The sequence below is a fragment of the Pseudoalteromonas sp. S3178 genome, assembly GCF_005886985.1.
GTDB classification, from domain to species: domain Bacteria; phylum Pseudomonadota; class Gammaproteobacteria; order Enterobacterales; family Alteromonadaceae; genus Pseudoalteromonas; species Pseudoalteromonas carrageenovora.
This window is the reverse complement of the sequence record NZ_PNCW01000053.1, coordinates 64,640-86,722: the sequence shown is the minus strand read 5'-3', so window position 1 is coordinate 86,722 and position 22,083 is coordinate 64,640. Positions and strand designations below refer to the sequence as shown.

At 40.6% G+C, this 22,083-nt stretch carries 14 protein-coding genes; 12 read left to right on the top strand and 2 right to left on the bottom strand.

Annotation, left to right across the window (positions count from 1 at the left end):
• Positions 1-293: 293 nt before the first annotated feature.
• The 5 genes from CWC11_RS15070 to CWC11_RS15050 all read left to right on the top strand — a co-directional run bounded on the left by CWC11_RS15070 (position 294) and on the right by CWC11_RS15050 (position 6,812).
• Positions 294-587: an ArsR/SmtB family transcription factor gene (locus tag CWC11_RS15070; RefSeq protein WP_138683360.1), complete on the top strand. Its 294-nt coding sequence runs from the start codon at positions 294-296 to the stop codon at positions 585-587.
• 116 nt (positions 588-703) lie between these two features.
• Positions 704-1,012 (top strand): hypothetical protein, encoded by a 309-nt coding sequence (locus tag CWC11_RS15065; protein WP_089348541.1) that lies wholly within the window; start codon positions 704-706, stop codon positions 1,010-1,012.
• A 147-nt stretch (positions 1,013-1,159) separates the two neighbouring features.
• Positions 1,160-2,422, top strand: coding sequence for a TolC family protein (locus CWC11_RS15060; protein ID WP_138683359.1), 1,263 nt, complete (start codon positions 1,160-1,162; stop codon positions 2,420-2,422).
• The gene (locus CWC11_RS15055; protein WP_138683358.1) at positions 2,419-3,666 is read left to right on the top strand and encodes an efflux RND transporter periplasmic adaptor subunit; all 1,248 of its coding nucleotides are present in this window, start codon (positions 2,419-2,421) and stop codon (positions 3,664-3,666) included. Before CWC11_RS15060 ends, CWC11_RS15055 begins: the two co-directional genes overlap by 4 nt.
• Before the next feature lie 8 nt (positions 3,667-3,674).
• Positions 3,675-6,812: an efflux RND transporter permease subunit gene (locus CWC11_RS15050; RefSeq protein WP_138683357.1), complete on the top strand. Its 3,138-nt coding sequence runs from the start codon at positions 3,675-3,677 to the stop codon at positions 6,810-6,812.
• A 76-nt stretch (positions 6,813-6,888) separates the two neighbouring features.
• Here CWC11_RS15050 and CWC11_RS15045 read toward each other — a convergent pair whose 3' ends face one another.
• Positions 6,889-8,124: a TMEM143 family protein gene (locus CWC11_RS15045; RefSeq protein WP_138683356.1), complete on the bottom strand. Its 1,236-nt coding sequence runs from the start codon at positions 8,122-8,124 to the stop codon at positions 6,889-6,891.
• A 188-nt stretch (positions 8,125-8,312) separates the two neighbouring features.
• Here CWC11_RS15045 and CWC11_RS15040 point away from each other — a divergent pair, with 188 nt between their 5' ends.
• The 4 genes from CWC11_RS15040 (at position 8,313) to CWC11_RS15025 (ending at position 14,187) form a co-directional block, all read left to right on the top strand.
• The gene (locus CWC11_RS15040) at positions 8,313-8,897 is read left to right on the top strand and encodes a YqaA family protein (RefSeq protein ID WP_138683355.1); all 585 of its coding nucleotides are present in this window, start codon (positions 8,313-8,315) and stop codon (positions 8,895-8,897) included.
• Between the two features lie 96 nt (positions 8,898-8,993).
• Entirely contained in the window at positions 8,994-9,902 is a 909-nt protein-coding gene (locus tag CWC11_RS15035; RefSeq protein ID WP_138683354.1) for a GGDEF domain-containing protein, read from the top strand.
• Between the two features lie 158 nt (positions 9,903-10,060).
• Positions 10,061-11,422: a hypothetical protein gene (locus CWC11_RS15030; RefSeq protein ID WP_138683353.1), complete on the top strand. Its 1,362-nt coding sequence runs from the start codon at positions 10,061-10,063 to the stop codon at positions 11,420-11,422.
• Between the two features lie 128 nt (positions 11,423-11,550).
• Positions 11,551-14,187, top strand: a complete 2,637-nt coding sequence (locus CWC11_RS15025) for a DUF2339 domain-containing protein (protein ID WP_138683352.1) — start codon at positions 11,551-11,553, stop codon at positions 14,185-14,187.
• 88 nt (positions 14,188-14,275) lie between these two features.
• On the opposite strand, the gene CWC11_RS15020 is transcribed toward CWC11_RS15025, so the two are convergent.
• A complete protein-coding gene (locus CWC11_RS15020) occupies positions 14,276-17,716 on the bottom strand; it encodes a PAS domain-containing hybrid sensor histidine kinase/response regulator (protein WP_138683351.1) in 3,441 nt (1,146 codons plus the stop codon).
• A 411-nt stretch (positions 17,717-18,127) separates the two neighbouring features.
• On the opposite strand from CWC11_RS15020, the gene CWC11_RS15015 reads away from it, so the two are divergent.
• From CWC11_RS15015 to CWC11_RS15005, 3 genes are all read left to right on the top strand, one after another.
• Positions 18,128-18,391 (top strand): DUF4212 domain-containing protein, encoded by a 264-nt coding sequence (locus CWC11_RS15015; RefSeq protein WP_004586074.1) that lies wholly within the window; start codon positions 18,128-18,130, stop codon positions 18,389-18,391.
• A gap of 10 nt (positions 18,392-18,401) precedes the next feature.
• Complete coding sequence (locus tag CWC11_RS15010) at positions 18,402-20,126, top strand: sodium:solute symporter family protein (protein WP_058547129.1); 1,725 nt, start codon at positions 18,402-18,404, stop codon at positions 20,124-20,126.
• A 105-nt stretch (positions 20,127-20,231) separates the two neighbouring features.
• On the top strand, positions 20,232-22,070 hold the full coding sequence (locus tag CWC11_RS15005) for a DUF294 nucleotidyltransferase-like domain-containing protein (RefSeq protein WP_138683350.1): 1,839 nt from the start codon (positions 20,232-20,234) through the stop codon (positions 22,068-22,070).
• The last annotated feature ends 13 nt before the right edge of the window (positions 22,071-22,083 follow it).

Genomic DNA, 22,083 nt, shown 5'->3' with positions numbered 1-22,083 from the left:
AATAGCGAATTTTTTGCCTAGCTATCAACACGTTTTTCTAGCCTCAAAATAAATCACTTAATTAAGCGAATTGGTATAACTTATATTAAATAAACTATATTTCGAATTTTATGGAAGTATATTGATGGGCAATAATGTCGTCAATACTTTATTTCTAGATGTATGGAAATAAGGTTTGTGGCGTTGTTTTTAAATACTTTATTTTTTAACTTTTAAAGTAACTTGCTAATAAAGCTGTATTTAACAATTCAAATTGTTATTATTTCTAATAATTTGGAAATTACGAGGTTGTAATGGAAATTACTGACGTTGCAAAAGCATTAAAAGAATTGGGTCACCCTACGCGTTTAACTATATATAAGCGTGTAGTTAAAGCTGGGCACGCTGGCATTAGTGTAGGCACTATACAAGAAGAGCTAAGCATGGCAGGCTCTACACTTTCGCACCATATATCGGGCTTAGTTAATGCTGGCCTAATTAGCCAAAGGCGCGAAGGGCGCACACTTTATTGTGTAGCTATGTACCAACGCTTAGACGATGTAATTGGTTTTTTACAAAACGAATGTTGTGTAGACGAAGACCAGTAAATTTTTATCAACGGTTTTGCGCGTTGTTTATTGACCTCAAGACGCGTGCAGGTTTAATATGCCGCTGTTCCTACTTTGTAAAATAGGAACCCACTTTAAATTTTATTAGGTAATGGATGCGCTCAAACTACTTTTTAGTCGTGATACTCCTTGTGCTTGTACACAGCTTTATTAGCTGTGATGCTGCTGCGTATCATTTACAAGAAGAAGTCGATCATGCCTCGCACATTCATTCTTTAGCCGATACAAACGATGAAGACGCGCAATCACCTACCGAAATTCATGCCCATCAGCATTGCCACTGTGGTTATTACAGTTCGCTAAATCATCCTATAAGCCCAGAGCAAAGCCAAGCAACTCAGCCCGCTTGCTATAGCGGTTTAAATTATCCGCCAGATGTTCCGCCGCCTAACTTTTATAGCTAGTTTTTAATTTTAAACACGTTGTAAATAACTGCCTGCGCTTGTGCGCTATTAGGCTAGTTATGTACATATTTAGGTTGCTTAATTGCGCTTGTTTTAAAACAGGCATAGTGATTAAGCCAACTCTGTTTGTTAAAACGGACATGCTATATGAACAAAAAACCACTTATGCTGGTGGCGCTACTGTGTGCATTACCAACACTGAGCGCTTTGGCAAAAAGCGAGACTCAAAACGTATTAACGCTAAAGCAGGCGCTTAAAAATACCGAGCAGCAAAACTTACAGCTTAAGCGCTACCCGTATCATCAAAAAATATTAACGGCGCTTAAAAGCCAAGCCATGCTTTCACCTAACCCTGAGCTGAGTTTTGAAGCAGAAAACTTTTTAGGAACTCACAGCTCTCATGCGTTTTCGGGGGCGCAGTACACGCTGGCTTTAAGCCAATTAATTGAGCTAGGTGATAAACGTCAAAACCGTATTAATTACGCCACTGCCAATATAAAAGCGCAAACTATTGAGTATAAAAATACCCGGTTGGCACTTTTAGCAACCACCGCTGAGCGTTATTACCAAGTACTAAAGTTTCAGGCGTTAATTGCGTTAAACAAAGAGCGTAAAAACACCGTTAAGCAGGCACTTAATGCAATTGAAAAACGCGCTGAAGCGGGTGCGGTCTCAAGTGCCGATGTAACCCGCATGCGTTATGCATTAAGCCAAGTAGATTTAAATACGGCTATGTTACAAAGTGAATTTGAGCGCTCTTGCTTAGCACTCAATGAGCTTTGGCAAGAGGTGCAAGTGAGTGATTACTATGCGGGCGATTTATCACAAATAGCTGCTATTAAAAGTGAGGCGGCGTTACTTGATGCGGTAAATACAGCGCCAGAATTTGCACTTTTACAGCAGCAATATATGCAACAAACGGCTAATTTATCGCTGCAACGCTCAAGCGGTCAAAGCGATTTAACCTTGGGTGGTGGCGTGCGATATAACCAGCAAACTGATGCCAGCTCGTTTGTGTTTTCGTTTTCAATGCCGCTGCAATTAAGTAACGCTAATAGCGGTAATATTGAGGCGGCGCAGCATCAACTTGCGCTACTTAATGAGCAACAAGGGCAATTACGTATTCAACTGCGCCAGCAAATACGCACGCTCTATGCGTATTACCAAGGTAAAACCACGCAGGCACAGCTTTTAACACAAAGCGTTATTCCACAAGCGCAAACGCTTATAAAACAAAGCTTAAAAAGCTATCAACAAGGGCAAATATCGGTATTGCAATTACTCGACGCACAGCAAGCTTTATTTGATTCTAAACGTGCACTTATCAACACTCATAGCGAGTTATACCAAGTGCTGCTTACCCTTGAGCGTTTAACTGGCCAACCTTTAATTGAGACTCATCAATCATGAACAAAACACTTATCGCATTATTAATTACGCAACTTTTTGCACTCCCATTATTAAGTAGCACGGCTATGGCGTCGGCTAATCATCACGCAGAAGGTCACGAAGAAGGCCATGAAGATGAACACCAAGAAAAAGGCCCACACGACGGATTTTTACTAACTAATAACGCGCTTGATTTAGAGCTTAAATTAACCCAGTTTGCAGGTAATACCGAGCTGCGAATATATGGATTTAATAACGATAAAGCTGTGGATATAAATCAGTTGGACGTAACCATAAACGTGCAGCGTTTAAGTGAGGAGCCACAGCTTATTCGCTTTAAAGCCGAAGATGATTATTTAGTTAGTACCGTGAGCGTGAATGAACCGCACTCATTTAAGCTTGATGTAATGGCAAGTTATAAAGGGCAAAAAATTAACTACCACTATGAGCAAGAAGAGGGGCGTACAACGCTAAGCGAAGCTGCAATTAAGCGTGCTGGTATTAAAACCGACATTGCAAAAGCGGGTAGCGTTGAGCTAACCGATACTTTATTTGGTGTTATAGCACCCACCGCACACGGCACCGTAGAAGTAATGGCGCCTTATACCGGTTTAGTTAACGACATTTTTGTGAGCATTGGTCAAAACGTTAAAAAAGGCGATAGGCTTGCAAGTATCACTAATCGTGAAACACTGCAAAATTACACCATAAAAAGCCCAATGACAGGCGTTATTACCGAGCAATATTTAAAGCGCGGTGAGCTTGCTAGTAGCGCGTTAATGCAAATAGTCAATCTTGAAACTGTATGGGTTGAGCTCTCGGCCTTTCCCGATAACATTGAAAAGCTTGCCATAGGGCAAAGCGCTACAGTGTACGACTTACATCATCATTTAAATGCGCAAGGTGAGGTTTTTTACATAGCCCCAATGATGAGTGGCGGGCACATTGCACGTGCGCGAATCGAGCTCAAAAACCCTGATGGCCATTGGCGACCAGGCATGCATGTTAATAGTGACATTAGTACGGCAAAAGTAGATGCGGCAGTACGCGTCAAAGCGATCGCTATTCAAGAATTTAACGGCAAGCCTAGCGTGTTTATAAAAAGTGGCAATGTGTTTGAAGTACGCCCTGTAAAACTTGGTGCTAAAAACAGCGAGTGGGTAGAGGTGCTTCAGGGGCTTTCGCCAAACAGTGAGTACGTAACGCAAAACAGTTATGTAATTAAAGCCGATATTTTAAAAAGCGGCGCAAGTCACTCTCACTAGGAGGCAGCATGATTAACTGGATAGTTTCGTTTGCGGTTAAGCGCCGCATGATGGTGCTTGCGCTCACACTTTTATTTGCTGGGTTTGGTGTATACAACACGCAAAATTTAGCCGTTGATGCCGTACCCGATATAACTAATGTGCAAGTGCAAATGAATACCAAAGCGCCGGGTTTTACCCCGCTTGAAGCCGAGCAGCGCATTACGTATTTAATTGAAACCGCAATGGCGGGTATTCCTAAGCTTGATTACACCCGATCAATTTCGCGTTATGGGCTTTCGCAAGTTACCGTTATTTTTAACGAAGGCACCGATATTTACTGGGCGCGCCAGCAAATTAGTGAGCGCATTCAAAGTATTCGATCAGACCTACCAGCCAATATTGAACCAAACTTAGGGCCAATTGCCAGCGGGCTAGGGGAGATTTTTACTTACTCTGTGCATGCAAATAACGGTGCATTAAAAGATGATGGCACGCCATATAACGCAGAAGATTTACGCACCCTGCAAGATTGGGTTATTCGTCCGCAGCTATTAAAAGTAAAAGGGGTTACCGAAATAAACAGCCAAGGAGGCTTTGAGCGCCAATACCAAGTAGCGCCCATGCCTGAAAAACTACTGGCTTATAAGCTCACACTAAGTGATGTAATTACGGCACTTAAATTAAATAATAGTAACCAAGGCGCAGGATTTATAGAGCGTTTTGACGGGCAGTATTTAGTGCGCTCACCAGGGCAATTAAAAACCATTGATGATATAGCCAATACGGTTGTTGCTAAGCGCGATGATGCGCCTGTACGCATTAAAGATGTAGCAAATGTGCGCCTAGGTAATGAGCTCAGAACCGGCGCTGCTACTTATAACGGTAAAGAAACCGTGCTCGGCACTGCCATGATGCTCATTGGTGAAAACAGCCGCGTAGTGGCAAAAGCCATGGCTGAAAAACTTAAAGATGTACAACTTAGCCTACCAGCAGGTGTAGTGGTTGAGCCTGTGTACGACAGAACAACCCTAGTTGATAAAACCATAGACACTGTAAAAACCAACCTGTTCGAAGGGGCAGTGCTAGTTATTGTTATTTTACTGTTGTTATTAGGTAATGTAACCGGTGCGCTTATTACGGCCATGGTTATTCCGCTTAGTATGTTATTTGCCATTACCGGTATGGTAGGTAATAAAGTGTCGGGTAACTTAATGAGCCTAGGCGCAATCGATTTTGGTTTAATTGTTGATGGCGCAGTAATTGTTGTTGAAAACTGCCTGCGCCAACTTGGCCTTGCGCAGCATAAACATGGCAGGTTGCTTACTTTAAACGAGCGTTTAAGTGTTGTAACCGCCGCCACTAAAGAAGTATTTAGTCCAGCGGTATTTGGCATTTTAATTATTATGCTGGTGTATTTACCGCTGTTTGCACTAAGCGGGGTTGAAGGGAAAATGTTTCAGCCAATGGCATTTACCGTTGTTGCTGCATTAGTTGGCGCACTTATTTTTGCAGTAACTTTTGTACCTGCCGCTATTGCAGTATGTGTGCGAGGAAAAGTAAGCGAGAGCGAAAATGCGGTTATGCGCGGTATTAAAAAAGGCTACAAACCGCTACTTGGCTTATCGCTTAAGTTACCGTGGGTAATGCTAAGCATTGCTGCTGTGCTTGTAATTGCACTTGGCTTCAAAGTTAAAAATATGGGCGCTGAATTTTTACCGCAGCTTGATGAGGGCGATATAGCCATGCACGCACTGCGCATTACCGGCACCGGCATTGAGCAATCGGTAAAGATGCAAAAAGAGCTAGAGCAAGCCATTTTAGACATACCTGAAGTTGAAAAGGTATTTTCAAAAATTGGTACGCCTGATGTCGCAAACGATCCTATGCCACCTAACGTTGCTGATACATTCTTAATGTTAAAGCCGCGCGAACAATGGCCTGATCCCGCTTTAAGTAAAGAAGAGCTGGTTAAGCAAATTCGCCATTTAGTAAATGAAGTACCAGGTAATAACTATGAGTTTACGCAACCAATAGAAATGCGCTTTAACGAGCTAATAGCAGGCGTGCGCGCCGATGTGGCAGTGCGTATTTATGGCGATGACTTATCAACATTAAAACAGTACGGTGAAAAAGCCACAGCGCTGGTGCAAAACATTACTGGCGCAACAGATGTTCGTCTTGAGCAAATGGAAGGGTTGCCTACACTTTCGGTAACACCACTTCGTGACCATATGGCGCTGTTAGGTTTAACCGTAACCGATATACAGCAAAGTGTAAGTGCTGCTATAGGCGGTGTGCAAACGGGGCTTATTTATGAGGGTGATAAACGCTTTTCATTATTAGTGCGTTTAGATGAGCGTTGGTCAAGCGATGTATCACAGCTTGCGCGTTTGCCAGTAGCGGTGCCCAAAAGTGCCAATCCAGACCTTGCATTTGTACCGCTTGGCGAAGTGGCAACAATTAGTATTGATAAAGGCCCTAATCAAATAAACCGTGAAAGCGGTAAGCGTAATGTTGTAGTAACTGCAAACGTAGAAGGGCGCGATTTAGCAAGCTTTGTAAGTGATGCGCAAATTGCTTTAAATTCAGACCTTAATTTACCAAGTGGTTATTGGATTGAATACGGCGGCACGTTTGAGCAGTTAGAATCGGCAAGTAAGCGGCTATCGCTGGTGGTACCGGTTACTTTATTGCTTATATTTGGACTGCTTTATAGCGCGTTTAATTCACTTCGTGATTCGTTAATTATATTTAGCGGCGTACCACTTGCACTGACAGGTGGCGTGCTTGCGTTATTGTTACGCGATATGCCGCTTTCAATATCAGCAGGCGTTGGCTTTATTGCGTTAAGTGGCGTAGCCGTATTAAATGGTGTGGTGATGCTGTCGTTTATTAAGCAATTAAGAGCTGATGGGCTTAGTTTAATAGATGCGATACAAACAGGTGCACTTTCGCGCCTGCGCCCAGTACTTATGACCGCTTTAGTGGCAAGTTTAGGATTTATTCCTATGGCGCTAAATACGGGCACCGGCGCTGAGCTACAAAGGCCATTGGCCACGGTTGTTGTAGGGGGGATTATTTCATCAACCCTACTTACGCTATTAATATTGCCCGCACTTTATAAGCTAGTACATGCAAAATTTAATAGGTATCAAGCCGCTTAGTAATTGCACCTGTTAGATAACGTAAAAAGCAGCTGAAGTTTCAGCTGCTTTTTTGTTGTTAAGTAAACTTTGCAGGTTAATTATATTGAAAAAGGTTATCCCAGCGCTCATCCAAAATAGCTTTTGCGTGCTCCAAATTTATTGCGCTATACACATCATTAGTACACGTCACTAAACGCATACGTAACAACTTTTCAAGGGCATCGCTAATTTCAAAGTCGAGTTCGCACTGGTATTTACTTTTAAACCAATCCTCTATTTGCTCATCAAGCGCGTCTGCGCTTAGGCCACTTTTAGATTTTAGTAAAAACGTATAAGCAAGCAGAGCTTCTTTTATGTCTTCTTCTTCGGCGGCGTCAATAAGGGTGTGAAAAACACCCGCGTTGTTATCGAGATTTTTAAAGTAGAGGTTATCGCTAAGCGCTTTCATAAATTTAATTTTACGGTTTTTAAACTTACTCCACTCTTTAAAAATAAAGCTGCCAAATACTCCCATGCCAATGGCAAAGGTAATAAAGTGTTGTTGTGTCATTTCTACAGCTTCACTTCTAAAACCACCCCAAAAGGCAAACAAAGCAAATAACAATAAAATTGATGCGCCAAGCTTAGTAATTAATACCACCGCACCGCCAACTAAAGCCGATGAGCCAATAATCACTTTATCTATAGGGCGCATGCGTACCTCGCTATTAGGAAATAGCATTTCAAGGTCGGCTTTGGGTACATTTTGAAACAGCTTAACTATGGTCGAGCTTGGCTCAAACCCTAAGGGTGTTTTATTTTTAGCTTCAAAGTGGGCTTTACCTTTAAAACGAATAAACACCGCAACACGGTCGTAATTAGTAAAGTGCAGCGGCTTTTTACGAAGGCCCCAAAAGCTGGTTATGGTTTCAGTCAGTTGCGACTCGCCACGGCGATAAAAAACCACTTCTTCAAAGTCATCAAATTCAACTTCAAGGCGCACTTTAAAAAGTGACTCTTCGTTTAATGCATCTTGTAAGTCTTGATTAGTTATTACTTCAAAGTTAGCGGCGTTGAGTACTTTGGCAAAATCGCGCGCAAAATCACGTTGGCACTGCGCTTTTTGATCATTAGAAACCGGCGCTAAAGATCGTGTATCGCTATTAGGATCAAAGGGGGCGTAGTTATTTTTAAGCGACTCAAGTGTTGCGTGGTAATCGTAATGGATAAGGCTTGCTAATAAATCACAAAATTGTTTAAACGACGTTTGCTCAGAGCTGTTATTTAACTCATCACTACACATATCAACAATATCTTGTTTTCGAAAGGGAATAAAACGCGCGTTTTGCATAAATTAATAACTACTGTGATAGGGAATCTAACTACGTGGACACATAATAAAATATTCCTATAGATATTACTAATTTGTTAATGATGAATAGCTGACTAACAACGTTAGGTATTTTCAGGCTGTATTAACCTAATTATGTGATGATTAAAGCATATATAAATTTACTAACGCCTTTAAAAGGATTGCACATGGCCATTCAAAAAAAATTAAAAGAAAAAACACGTAAATTTATCGATTCTAAACACATGCTAACGGGTATTACTGTGGCGTCGTTTTTAGAGTCAACCATTGTACCTATTCCACTTGAGGCTGTGCTGGTGCCTCTGATGCAGGCTCGCCGTGAAAAACTATGGTTAATAGCGCTTATGGCTACATTAGGCTGTATTGTAGGTGCTTTGTTTGGTTATGCACTTGGTTATTACTTATTTGATGCCATTGGCGATTGGGTTATTAATACGTTTTCGAATCCAGAGCAATTTGAAAATGTTAAGCAAAAAATGCAAGACCAAGGCTTTTGGTTTGTAATGACGCTAGGCATTGTGCCCATTCCGTTTCAAATAGCAATGCTTGCTGCCGGTGCTACAAAGTATTCAATTTGGTTATTTTTACTGGCCGCAGGCATTGCTCGTTCAATTCGATATTTTGGTTTGGCAATCATTGTTTATTACGCGGGTAATCAGGCAGAGCGAATTATCAGTAAACACAAAACAAAGGCTATGATTGGAATAACTATTTTAGTGTTGGGATTATGGGGACTTAGTACCGTAATTTAGGCTCATTTACATGTTTTAAATGAGTTTTATCTCAGTGGTCCTTTTTATTAATGTGCTATAGTTTTTTAACAAAGCCGTTAAAAACGTATAATTAAAATGATTGAAACAGTAAAGCTTACCGTAAGGCTTTCTAATTTTTATGAAATGCCTATGCCTAATAAGGTCGCAAGCGTGGCTTTATTGGCTTATATAATGTTTTTTTCGACTTACGTTTTAGCGACGTTCCCGTTTTTACAAGTACAAAACAATGTATATGGTTTTACGACCGATTTTATAAATTTAGTTGTGTTGACGTTTCTATTTTGGATGGTCCAATGCTCAGAATTGTCTAAAAAAGCCTACATATTTTCCACACTTGGTTTACTTTTGTGGACGATGGGCGCTACTGCCGATGTACTCGATGAGCTAGTGGTTCAGCCTTACTGGGTGAGTGTTTATTTTGAAGACTTATGCAGAACCTTAGGTATGCTTTTTACCTCTTATGGTTTATTTAAAACCATGCGTTTTGTCCAGAGTATTCATAATAGGTTAGCCGCAGAATTAATAATAGATGACTTAACTAAAGTGCATAATAGACGCTACTTTTATCGATATGTTAAAAGTGCAAACACTATACCTTATGTTATTTTAATTATTGATATAGACCATTTTAAGTCTATTAATGATGAGTTTGGCCATGATGTGGGCGATATGATTCTTCAGCAGTTAGCAACTACATACAATAATGCATTTGAAGGAAACGCGCAGTTTGCTCGCCTAGGCGGTGAGGAATTTGGAGGTTATTTACCGACAAGTAATATAGAGCAAGTTAGTGAGTTTTGTCAGCAATTAATAGACCTTGCGCACACCATTAATGTTAAAAATACGCGCCACTTAACAGTAAGTATTGGCGTAGCAAAACAAGCCCCTAACGAGCCCCTCGATAAAGTGATGAAGCGTGCCGACCAAGCCCTATACGTAGCTAAAAAAACAGGTCGCGATCGTTTTGAAATTTCATCTACCTAATTTTTTAATAGTTAAACACGTCCTTATTATTTGCACATTTGCTACACTTTTTAACGATTACGTAAGGAAGTGTCAGCGAGGGTAATACTTTGTAAACCATGAAATTTTAATGCTGCAATAGAGTCATAATAGTGATTTTAATAATAAGGAATAACTTAATGACTCACACTCTACTTAAAGCTGCTTTACCTATAAGTTTAATATCTATTTTGGCTGGTTGTGGCGGCAGCGACAGCTCAAGCTCAACGGGCTATATCCAACTTTATAATGGATCATACAACAGCCCTTACACGCGTTTGTTTGTTGAAGAAACAGAGCGTTCAGGCACCGATTTTGCCGATGTAACTACACGTCATAACTACAGCACAGGTACTTACGATGTTAGTTTTGAATACCTAGACGCTAACGACAGCTACATAACTATTAGCGAACAAGAAGTATCAATTAAAGGCGATAAAACGCAGCTAGTAGTCATGAGTGGCAATTTTGACGAGCCTACATTTACAGAATTAAGCATACCTACATCAAGCGATACCGGTGAATTTAATTTAGACTTTTACAATATCGCTGGTGAAGACAATAGCTACGATGTTTACCTTGCAACCGATGATGGCGTATTTGAAAGCGCAAATCTTTTTTCATCAGAGCAGTATTTGAGTGAGTTAGACTTACAAAGCTTAGATGAAGGTTACTACACAATTTATATTACTAACGCGGGAAGCACTGATGTTATTTACGAGTCATCGTCAGTGTATTTTTATGATGAAGCAAGCTACGTAGCAATGATCCGCCCAAGCTATGCAACCGAAGACGGTGGTATTACTTTAGATGTAGTAACTGATAATAACTACGTGACTGAGCTTAAGCACCAATCAGCTTTAGGGCAGTTACGTTTTATAAATACAGTTGACGATTACTCGCCAGTGAGTTTTACAACAACCCGCGGTACTACTGAAAACACAACAGATACAGTAGCAAGCGATACCTATACAAATTACATTGAGCTTTCACCTAATAGTTACAGCATTGCTATGTACGACGAAGAAGGTACTAAACTTGCCGATAACTTTTTAATGACGCTTGAGCGTGAGCAAAGTGCTGTTGGTATTTTTTATAACGATGCAGATAATGGCCTTCGTATGATGAGCGTTGAAGAAAACCTAACGCCAAGTAGCTACAGCCATACCGTATCGGTAGTTAGCTTAATCGAAAGTTACGCCGGACAAACAGTATCAGACATTGACGTTTACTTTACCCTTGATGGCGAAACTGTAGACGACACGAGTAATGTTGTAGATGGCCTAGATAAATACGACCAAGAAGAGCAAGTTGTTGATAACGAAGTTTACACTGTTTACGCCGTATACGAAGATAATGGACAGCAAATTGTGCTTATTCAGCAAAGCGATATGGACTTTACTCAAGAGGGTAACTACATATTAATTTTAGAGCATGATGAAACAAGTGCATCAGGCTACAAAATGACACTTAACCTTACCGTTACTGATAGCGTTGAGTAATTAATTTAAGTTTTAAGTAGTGTTAAAGCCTAAACATATAATGTGTTTAGGCTTTTTTATTGAACAAAATTTACTTGTTAATTAGTAATTAGGTACACTCATAGCATAATAAATAATAAGAGCATGCCATGGATGATTTAGTTGGGTTAGCAGTTATAGTAATGCTAGTTATTGCTGCAGGGGCTTTGTGTGGGTTAATTGCATTAATACAATTAAACGGGTTAAAGCAAGAAATTGCAGTATTGAGAGCTAAAGTAACGAAATTACAAGCCTCTAAAGTAGTGCCATTTAATAATGTGCAGGGTGAAGTAAAAGACCCTGAACCTCAGGCCATGTCTATAAATACTGAGCCAACTTTAGCTATCCAAAGTGCACCTATTGGCGCGGTAAAACAAAAGCCGGCAGCGCCTAAAAAAGCTAAACCAGCCACGCCTTCATTTATTACCACATTGTTTGAAAAATTACGCACTGGGTTTGAGCAAAACTGGATGACCTGGATAGGCGCAATAGCGCTTGCTTTTGGCGGTATATTTTTAGCTAAGTACAGTTTAGAAGCCGGGCTTTTATCACCCCTAACGAGGCTTAGTTTAGGTGGCGTATTTGGGCTGAGCTTAATTGCAGTGGCAAGTTACTTACATTACAAACGTATTATTTTTGAAGGCTTTAATAACTATATACCAGCAGCGCTTGCCAGCGGCGGTTTTATTACCTGCTTTGCATTAACACTTTTAGCTTATAGCTCCTACAGCATGATAAGCCCAACAGCTGCATTTATTTTACTTGCAATCATTGCTATAAGTGCCAGTGTTATGGCGCTTAAATTAGGGCCTTTACTGGCTGTGCTGGGTATCATTGGCTCATACAGTGTGCCTATTTGGGTTAATACCGGCAGTAATAATTTATTAGCGTTATTTATGTATGTGGGCTTTGTTAGTTTGTCGGCATCGTTGGTTGCACAAAAAGTACAGCGCGCTTGGCTTTGGTACTTATTATGGGCAGGGCACATAGGCTGGTATTTAGTTGGGTTTTTAATTACACAGTTAAAAAGCAGTACACCATGGTTATTTGCAACCTTTGCATTACTTAGTATTGTTGGCTTGATTGCTTTGCCGCGTTTAGGCTTAAAATTAAAAAGCATCGAACATCGCCCGCACTCTTTAAAGCGCCTTATAAAAGTATTACCCGATCACCTCTTATTGCTCGCCTTTATAGTCCCGCTAATTTTTACCATGTCGATTAGTTATTACACTTTACAGTGGCAAGCTATCGGTGTGTTGAGCATTGGATTGTTATTATTTTTAGTACTTAAAAATAGTCGCTGGGATTCATGGCAAGGGCTATCACTGGTTATCGCTATTTTAATGATTATAAGCGCAGAGCAAATGAATTCTTTATCAGCTTTTTTTGATGATGGATTATTTATATTTAAAAGCGAATACGGCTTAGGTTTATTGCTTGGTTTTGGCTTTATGGCGTACGGGCTCTATTTTGGTAAAAAACATATTAAACGTTTAGCGTTTCATATTAGTGCAGCGTTTAGCGTTTTTGTGATGATAGGTACGTTATATTCGCTTATTCCAAATAGCGCATTAACTACTGCTTATCCTCTTTGGGCTTTTGTATTATTTGTTGTAGCGGCTATTTTAATTAAGTGTGCGCAGCATAATACAACGCTATTTCAACGCTTTACCTATTGGGTAGGAGCAAATGCTAATATTACGTTAGCAATTACCATGCTATTAAGCGACAGCGGTTTAACCATTGCATTAGCTATTCAAGTACTGTTAATTAGTGTGCTTATAAAACGTTTTAATGTGCCTATGCCGCATTGGCCAATTAAAGCGTTAGTTGCTGCTTTATTACTGCGCTTAACGCTTGCGCCATGGACACCAAGTTACGACGCTCTCACATTCTTTGGCTTGCACTGGAGTATTATTGTTTATCCGCTGTGTACCGCATTATTTTTTGCTGCAGCTAAATGTTATAAATCATCGCAATTAAAAGTATGGTTAGAAGGTGCCGCTCTTCATTGTTTAGCGCTATTTATTACTACAGAAACAAGTTATCAGCTCGTTGGGCATTATCCACAATTTGACTCGCTTAGTTTTTATGAGCAAATATTGCTTACATGTAACTGGCTTGCGCTGGGCTGCGTTTATTTACATCGCGCACGTATAGCAGGGAGCTTAGCTAAGCTTTATCAAATTGCAGGGTGTGTATTAGCAGGCGGAGCTGGCTTTATTTCAGTTAAAACACTACTCGATGACAACCCGTTATTAAGCTCTATTTATATTGGCGAGCTCCCTGTATTTAACTGGCTATTTTTGCTTTGGTTAGTACCTGCAGGCTTAACGATTTGGTTATATTCACTTATTAAACCTATAAACGCTAAGGTAGCGCAGTTTGTACTTGGTGTTGCAGGTTTACTTGGCTTAATCGCTATTAACAGTTTTATTCGCCAATACTGGCAAGGGCCTTATATTTACCTATCAAAAGGGGCAAGTAACGCAGAGCTGTATAGCTATTCTATTATTTGGCTAATACTAGGCGCCGGTACAGTTATATTAGGGCACCTTAAAAACCAGTTACTCATTCAAAAAATAGGCTTAGGGTTACTCGCTGCGGTTATTGTAAAAGTGTTTTTAATTGATATGGCTAATTTAACGGGGCTGTTAAAAGCGCTTTCGTTTATTGGCTTAGGGCTCTCATTGGTGGGTTTAAGTTGGTTATTTCAAAAGCTTAGAAGCGGCTCAAAAGACATATAAAAGATACGGACACTTTATAAAGCAAAGCCCAGTAAACATACTGGGCTTTTTGTTTATTTAGCTAAGGCTAGGTAACTAAAGTACAAAATTAAGTACTGTGATTAAGCAGTGCTTTTAGCTTACCAGGCTTAATGGGTTTGCTTAAATAATGAATATTAGCCGCTTTGGTTTCTTGTTTTAGCTCGGTGTCGCGCACTGCGGTAATTAAAATAGCCGGAATATCGCCTTGCCATATTTCTCTGAGCGTTTTAATTAAAGTGATGCCATCGCATTCATTGCCTAATTGATAATCCATTAAAATTACATCTGGCGCTTTACTTTGTTTTGCATGCTCAAGCACCTTGTCTACATCATCAAATAAGGTGTAATTGGCTTGCCACTTTTTAAGTAAGCTGGCCATAGCTGCTAGATTTTCTGGGTCGTCGTCAACGGCCACTATATTAATAGCTGCGCGGTTTTCTATTAAGCTGCTAGCGGCTGGTTTTTGTTGTACAAATTGCGCATCGCCGTAGGGTACTTCAATACTAAAGCGGCTGCCTTTGCCTGGCTCTGAGTGCACATCAAGTTCTAAGCTTAATAAATCGGCCATACGTTTTACAACGCCAAGCCCGAGGCCTACACCTTTGTTGTCACCGGCTTCTATGCGGTAAAAGTCGTTAAATATTTTAGCTTGTTCTACTTCGCTAATACCTGGGCCTGTATCCCATACTTCTATTCGTAAATTGTGTTTACGGTTTCTACAGGCAATAAGTACTCGGCCTCTGTCGGTATATTTAACAGCGTTCGATACTAAGTTTTGAATAATACGACGTAGATAGGTTATATCGCTGTGCACTATTTGCTGATTTGAGCGCACGCTAAGTTTAAGGCCTTTATCGCTTGATAAAATAGCATACTCACTTTGCAGTGGCGCTAAAATATCATCAATAGAAAAATGGCGCGGGGTAGGGGTCATGGCGCCTTGTTCTAGCTTGGCAATTTCTAATAATGCCGACATTAAATGCACCGTAGAATCTAGGCTATCGCCAAGCTTATCAAAGCTATTTTGATTAGTTTTATCGAGTTGTTTTTCGTCAATAGCGGCTAGGTATAAACGTGCTGCATTAAGTGGCTGCAAAATATCGTGACTCGCGAGCGCTAAAAATCGCGTTTTACTGTCGTTGGCCTGCTCTGCTTCGCGTTTGGCTAAAGTAAGTGCTTGCTCTGTTTGTACGCGGCTATCTATTTGTGCTTGTAAATCTTTATTAATGGTTTGTACTTCTTGTGTCCGCGCTTCTATGCGGTTTTCAAGATCCATGTTTATTTCTTCAAGGGCATTTTGCGTACTAATGTGATTAGTAATATCTGAAAAGCTCGTTACAAAGCCGCCATCAGGTAGGGGGTTACCAATCATTTCGTATACTTGGCCGTTGCGGCGATGGCGTATAAAGTGATGAGAGCTGCCATTTTTCAAGTGCTGAACGCGTTTTTCTACTTGGCGGTCTATTTCGCCGGGGCCACATTCACCTCGCTCTGCGTTGTATCTAATAATGTCTTGTATGGGTTGGCCTACTTCTAAAAAGCCCTCTGGGTAGCCAAACATTTCGCCGTAGCGTTTATTCCATGCAACTAGGTTTAGATCTTTATCTACAACCGAAATACCGTGGCTTAAATTTTCGAGCGAGGTATACAATAAATTTTGGTTAAATTGCAGGGCTTGTGTGGTTTCGTCAAAAAAGTTGACTACTTCTTCAAAGGCCATGCGTTTACCCGATGACACTGTATGAATAAGTGCTTGAGCAGAAGATGCACCTAATACACCGGTTAGTGCGCGCTCGCAGTAAGCTATAAATTCAGGCTCTGGGTGTCCGCTGTTGTCATTTAAATGATGCGCTAGCGCATAATGAGCTAACACTTGCTGGCTGCGCTGAATGCCTAAAAAGGTTTGCAAAAGTATTTTAAAATCGTAAACCGTGGCTTTAACGTTTTTGTTTAAGCGGCGAGATAAAATAGCCTGATCTTTAGGATTAACAAATGCAGCTGCTTGAATTTTATCAATTAAGCGCTCCTCTGCACCTAAAGAAAAGCTAATGTAACAACCAATGTTTGCAAACAACGCAATTAAAGTACCTCGAGTAATAAGCGTTTGTTGCAGCTCGCTATCAATCACTGCGCCAGCATCAAGTATTGGCATCATTAAAAATAATATCCAACAAATAAAGCCCGCCACTAAGCCTGCATATACGCCATAAGCGTGGCCTTTTCGCCAATATAAACCACCGACTATTGAGGGTAATAATTGTGTAACCAACGAAAATGCAACTAAGCCCATACTGGCCAGCGCACTACTGTGGCCAAACCATTGCTGATAAAAATAGGCCAAAATTAATATGCCAGCAATAGTAAATCGCCTAACAAGTAATATGCGCGATTTATAGCTACTGGTAATTAAATTACGTTTAAATTTACGACGTAGCATAAGAGGTAATACTACATCGTTTGAGATCATGGTACTTAGCGTAAGTGTTGCCACAACTATCATTGCGGTTGCAGCGCTTAGCCCGCCTATAAATACAAAGGTGGTTAAAAATGCTTGGTCGTGAATTAACGGAAGTGCTAATACAAAGCTGTCGGGCGAGAAACCTGAGCCAATATCGGGATGAATAGCAGCGGTGGCAATGGGTAAAATCATCGCGGCGGTAAGCAGTAAATAAAGCGGAAACGCCCATCGAGCGGTAAATAAATGGCGCTTGTCTTGGTTGTCGACCACGGTTACATGGAATTGACGCGGTAAACATATAATTGCCGCAGCAGCCATGAGCGATTGGCCAATAAAGTTAAAACTAAAAAAGTTAAAATCGGCCCAGTGCTGCCAAATAGACTCGCTTACCTTGTTTGAGGTTGCCACAGGCATATTAAAAAGGGTGTAAACAGCAAGCCCTGCTACTGCAACAAGTGCAATAAGTTTTATCATCGACTCAAATGCTACAGCGAGCATTAAACCTGATCGGTACTCTGTTACATCCACTTTGCGAGTACCAAAAAATATTGCAAACATTGCCATAATTAATGTGGCCGAAAGCGCGAGCATATCGCCCGATATTTTATTACTACTTTGCAGCAGTAAAAAGCTGGTACTAAGGGCTTTTAATTGCAGCGCAATATAAGGAATAGTCGCTAATAATGCGATTAAAGTAACCATAATTGCAGTGGTTTGGCGCTTGCCATAACGCGCAGAAATAAAGTCGGCAATGGTGGTTATGTTTTGCTTTTTACTTACTAACACCAGTTTGCGTAAAAACCCTTGGCCGAAAAAAAACAACAGTGCAGGGCCTAATAATATGGGTAAATAACTCCAGCTGCTGGTGGCCGCTGTACCTACAGAGCCATAGTAGGTCCACGATGTACAATAAATACCTAAAGATAAAGAATATACAAAAGGGTGATGGCTTATACGCTTTGCCAATGGTGTTGTTTTATCGCCCCAGTTGGCAAGCCAAAACAGCACACCTATATAACCTAAAGCAACAATAATGAGTACGGCAGTCATGTTGTTATTAACCTTATTAGTAAAACATTTCCCTCAACCTTGAGAGCATTAACACAATACCAGAACTGGCAATAAGTGTGCGTGCAGATTTTTATTTTAAAACGCGATTATTTTTATAATCTATTGAATATATTAAGTAAATTTATATTTAGTATTTTTATTAGACTAATGTCGCATTATTGACCAATTTAGAGCTACCGCACTTTACTGACACTCTGCTAGTGGCTTAACTTCATGAAAAATATGATTTTAATGTTTATTTATAAAATGTGCATTTACAGTTTACGTAAACGTTAACAAGCTGTTACGACTATGGTCTCAATTCAATATTTAAGCTGCGTTGCTAAATTGATTAGCGAAGATAAAAAACCACCCATCGCGATACTGCGATGCTTAAAGGGGAAAATAAAAATGGCTTTTAAAGATGAAGAACAAGCAAAAGCTTATTGGGCAGAAAACATTTCACTACTGTTTAAATTACTAGCAGTGTGGTTTGTGGTCTCGTTTGGCTTTGGCATATTACTGGTAGATGTACTTAATGAAGTACGTTTTTTTGGGTTTAAACTTGGCTTCTGGTTCTCCCAGCAAGGCGCGATTTACACCTTTGTTGCTTTGATTTTTGTGTACGTTTTCAAAATGAATACGTTAGATAAAAAATACGGCGTAGACGAATAGGAGCTAAGCAATGGATGTTCAAACACTCACATTTATAATTGTTGGTTTAAGCTTTGCGCTTTATATCGGCATTGCAATTTGGGCTCGAGCGGGCTCAACTAAAGAATTTTACGTAGCGGGCGGCGGCGTACCACCACTTGCTAATGGTATGGCAACAGCTGCCGATTGGATGAGCGCCGCGTCGTTTATTTCAATGGCGGGTATTATTTCGTTCGCAGGGTATGATGGCGGCGTTTACTTAATGGGGTGGACCGGCGGTTATGTATTACTCGCTATGTGTTTAGCGCCTTACTTACGTAAATTCGGCAAATTCACGGTACCTGATTTTATTGGCGATCGTTACTATTCACAAACAGCGCGTGTTGTTGCTATTTTGTGTGCCATCTTTATTTGTTTTACTTACATTGCAGGGCAAATGCGCGGCGTAGGCGTGGTATTTTCTCGCTTTTTAGAAGTAGAAATTGAAACCGGTGTATACATTGGTATGGTGATTGTATTCTTTTATGCAGTACTTGGCGGCATGAAAGGCATTACCTACACGCAAGTAGCACAGTACTGTGTGCTTGTATTTGCATACCTTGTTCCTGCTATTTTTATCTCAATGATGATGACAGGCCACTTCTTCCCACAAACAGGTTTTGGCGCCACACTTATTGGCACCGACGGCGTTTATGTACTCGATAAGTTAGATGGTTTAAGTGCAGAGCTTGGCTTTGCCCAATACACCGAAGGCTCTAAGAGCATGATTGACGTATTTGCAATTACAGGTGCGTTAATGGTGGGTACTGCTGGTTTACCACATGTAATTGTTCGCTTTTTCACTGTACCTCGTGTTAAAGACACACGTATTTCAGCAGCGTGGACACTGGTATTTATTGCTATTGTTTATACCACAGCACCCGCGGTTGCCTCGTTTGCTCGTGTAAACATGATTGATACCATTAATGGTAAAGACGGCAGTGGTACAGAATACGCAGAAGCACCAGCGTGGATTAAAAACTGGGAACGCACAGGCCTTATTACCTTTGATGATAAAAACGGTGATGGCAAAATGTTCTACACAGCAGGTAAAATTGAAGATCCAAATAGCGCAAACGAAGTAAAAGTAGACCGCGATATTATGGTGCTTGCTAATCCTGAAATTGCCAACTTACCAGCATGGGTAATTGCCTTAGTAGCCGCAGGGGGTATTGCAGCAGCACTATCTACTACCGCAGGTTTACTGCTGGTTATTTCGACCTCAGTGTCGCACGATTTACTCAAGCGAACCCTTAAACCCGATATTAGCGATAAGCAAGAGCTACTGGCCGCTCGATTAGCTGCGATGGTTGCCATTGTTATATCCGCTTACTTCGGTATTAACCCGCCAGGATTTGTGGCATCGGTGGTCGCGTTTGCCTTTGGCTTAGCGGCGGCGAGTTTCTTCCCAGCAATTATTATGGGTATATTCTCTAAAACAATGAACAGAGAAGGCGCAATTGCCGGCATGGTAACGGGTATTGGCTTTACCGCTGCGTATATTATCTTCTTTAAGTTTGTAAGCCCTGAGCTAAATAGTCCTGAAAACTGGTTCTTAGGTATTTCTCCAGAAGGCATAGGCCTAGTTGGTATGATTATTAACTTTGTAGTTGCAGCTACAGTACTTAAGTTTACTCAGCCTACACCTGTTGAAATTCAAGAAATGGTAGAAGGTATTCGTAATCCTAAAGGGTCGGCTGGAGCACATGCTCACTAAGCCTACTTATTTATAAAGCACCAAAAGCCCGACTTTAGTCGGGCTTTTTATTTGTAGAAATAATGAGTACATTGGTGCAGTGTATACTTTTTAATGAGTGCAACAATGAGTGTAGAACAACAAGAAGTAGCCCAGTATGTGTGTATGCAAGCGCCTTTTAGTATGCTGCAAACAAGTGCATGCGAATACTTTGTAAGCCATTTAGATTGTGTTTACTTAACACGCGAAAACCAAGCACAATGGCTGCAAAGCGAAAGTCCAAAGCTCTTTTTAATTCGCTCAGGCTTATACGATTTGGTTGATGCCAAAGGCGACGTAGTAACGCGTTTAGCGCAAGGTGACTATTTTGGCTACCCCTCGCTTTTAACCGGAGAAGCAATACAAAATAGGTTGGCGGTTCAAAAAGAGGGCATAGTGTATATGCTCAGCCAAGAGCACTTTGATTTTTTACGCCGTGAATACAAACCGTTTGAACAATATTTTGTAAGAGCGCACGCAAACCGTTTACTCTCATCACATTATAAAAGTAAAAACGATAGCTGGTCTGAGCGTAAAATATCTGAGCTTATGACCCGTAAAGCGATAACTTTAGCGCCCGATGCGAGCATTAGGCAAAGTGCTAAAAAAATGAAAGAGCATGGCGTGTCATCAATTATGATCACCGAACATGCCCATTTAGTAGGTGTAGTTACTGACCGCGATTTACGTAACAGGGTACTTGCCGACGAAGTAGACCCACAAGAAGCTGTTAGCAGTATAATGACCGCTAAACCCAAGTTTATTTTTGAAAATAACCGCGTGTTTTCTGCGCTGCATTTAATGCTTAAATACAATATTCACCACTTACCTGTACTTGATGAAAACCATAAACCGTTGGGTATGCTTACTAGCACCGACTTACTACGCCAGCAAAAAAGCGACCCAGTACAGCTCATTGGCCGCATTTATAAAGCGCATACTATTACTGACTTAAAACGCTACGCAAAAGAAATTCCTGAGCTCCTGCGTAGTTTTTCATACAACATTGACGATATATCACTAATTGGTAAATTATTAAGTGGTTTAACCGATGCACTAACATCGCGCCTTATTCATTTATTTCAAGAAGATAATGGTGCAGCGCCCACCAGTTTTAGCTTTATTTGTTTTGGCTCGCAAGCGCGAGAAGAGCAAACCCTGCACTCAGACCAAGACAACGGTTTACTACTGCCTGATGATTTAAGTGATGAACAGCACGCTTACTTTAAACATATGGGGGAGTTTGTATGTGAACAGTTAGTAGAGTGCGGAATTAGACGTTGCCCTGGGAATATAATGGCCAGCAGCAATTTATGCCGAATGAGTATAAGTGACTGGTGTGAGCGCTTTTTTAAATGGATAAAAAGCCCAACGCCAAACGCCATGCTTAACTGTAAAATATTTTTTGATTTGCGCTTTATTGAAGGCTCAAATGCCTTGTACAGCAGCTTTTGTGAGCAGCTTACTCGCATATCGCGCAATGAATTATTTTATGCCGCTATGGCAACCGATATTAGCAATAACAGCGTACCGATTGGTCTATTTAACAAATTTAAAACCGAAAAAACCGATCAAAATAATAAATACATAGATTTAAAAACACGTGGTGTGGTTATTATTAACGACATAGCAAGGTTATACGCACTTAAAGCTGGAATTAGGCGCGCTAATACACAAGAGCGATTAGATGCGCTTTTAAAGCACAGCTTACTCAGTAAAAAGGATATATATAATTTAAAAGATTGCTGGCGATTCTTAACTCAACTGCGCTTAAGTACTCAAATAAATGAAGAGGGATTGCCAAGTAACTGTATTAATCCCGATAAGTTAAATTCGCTTGAGCGCCATCAGTTAAAAGAAGCTTTTTACTTAGTTAAGCAAGCGCAGCAAGCCGCCGCGTTTAAATTCGCTCGTGGCAGTTTATAAGGCGTATTTTAGG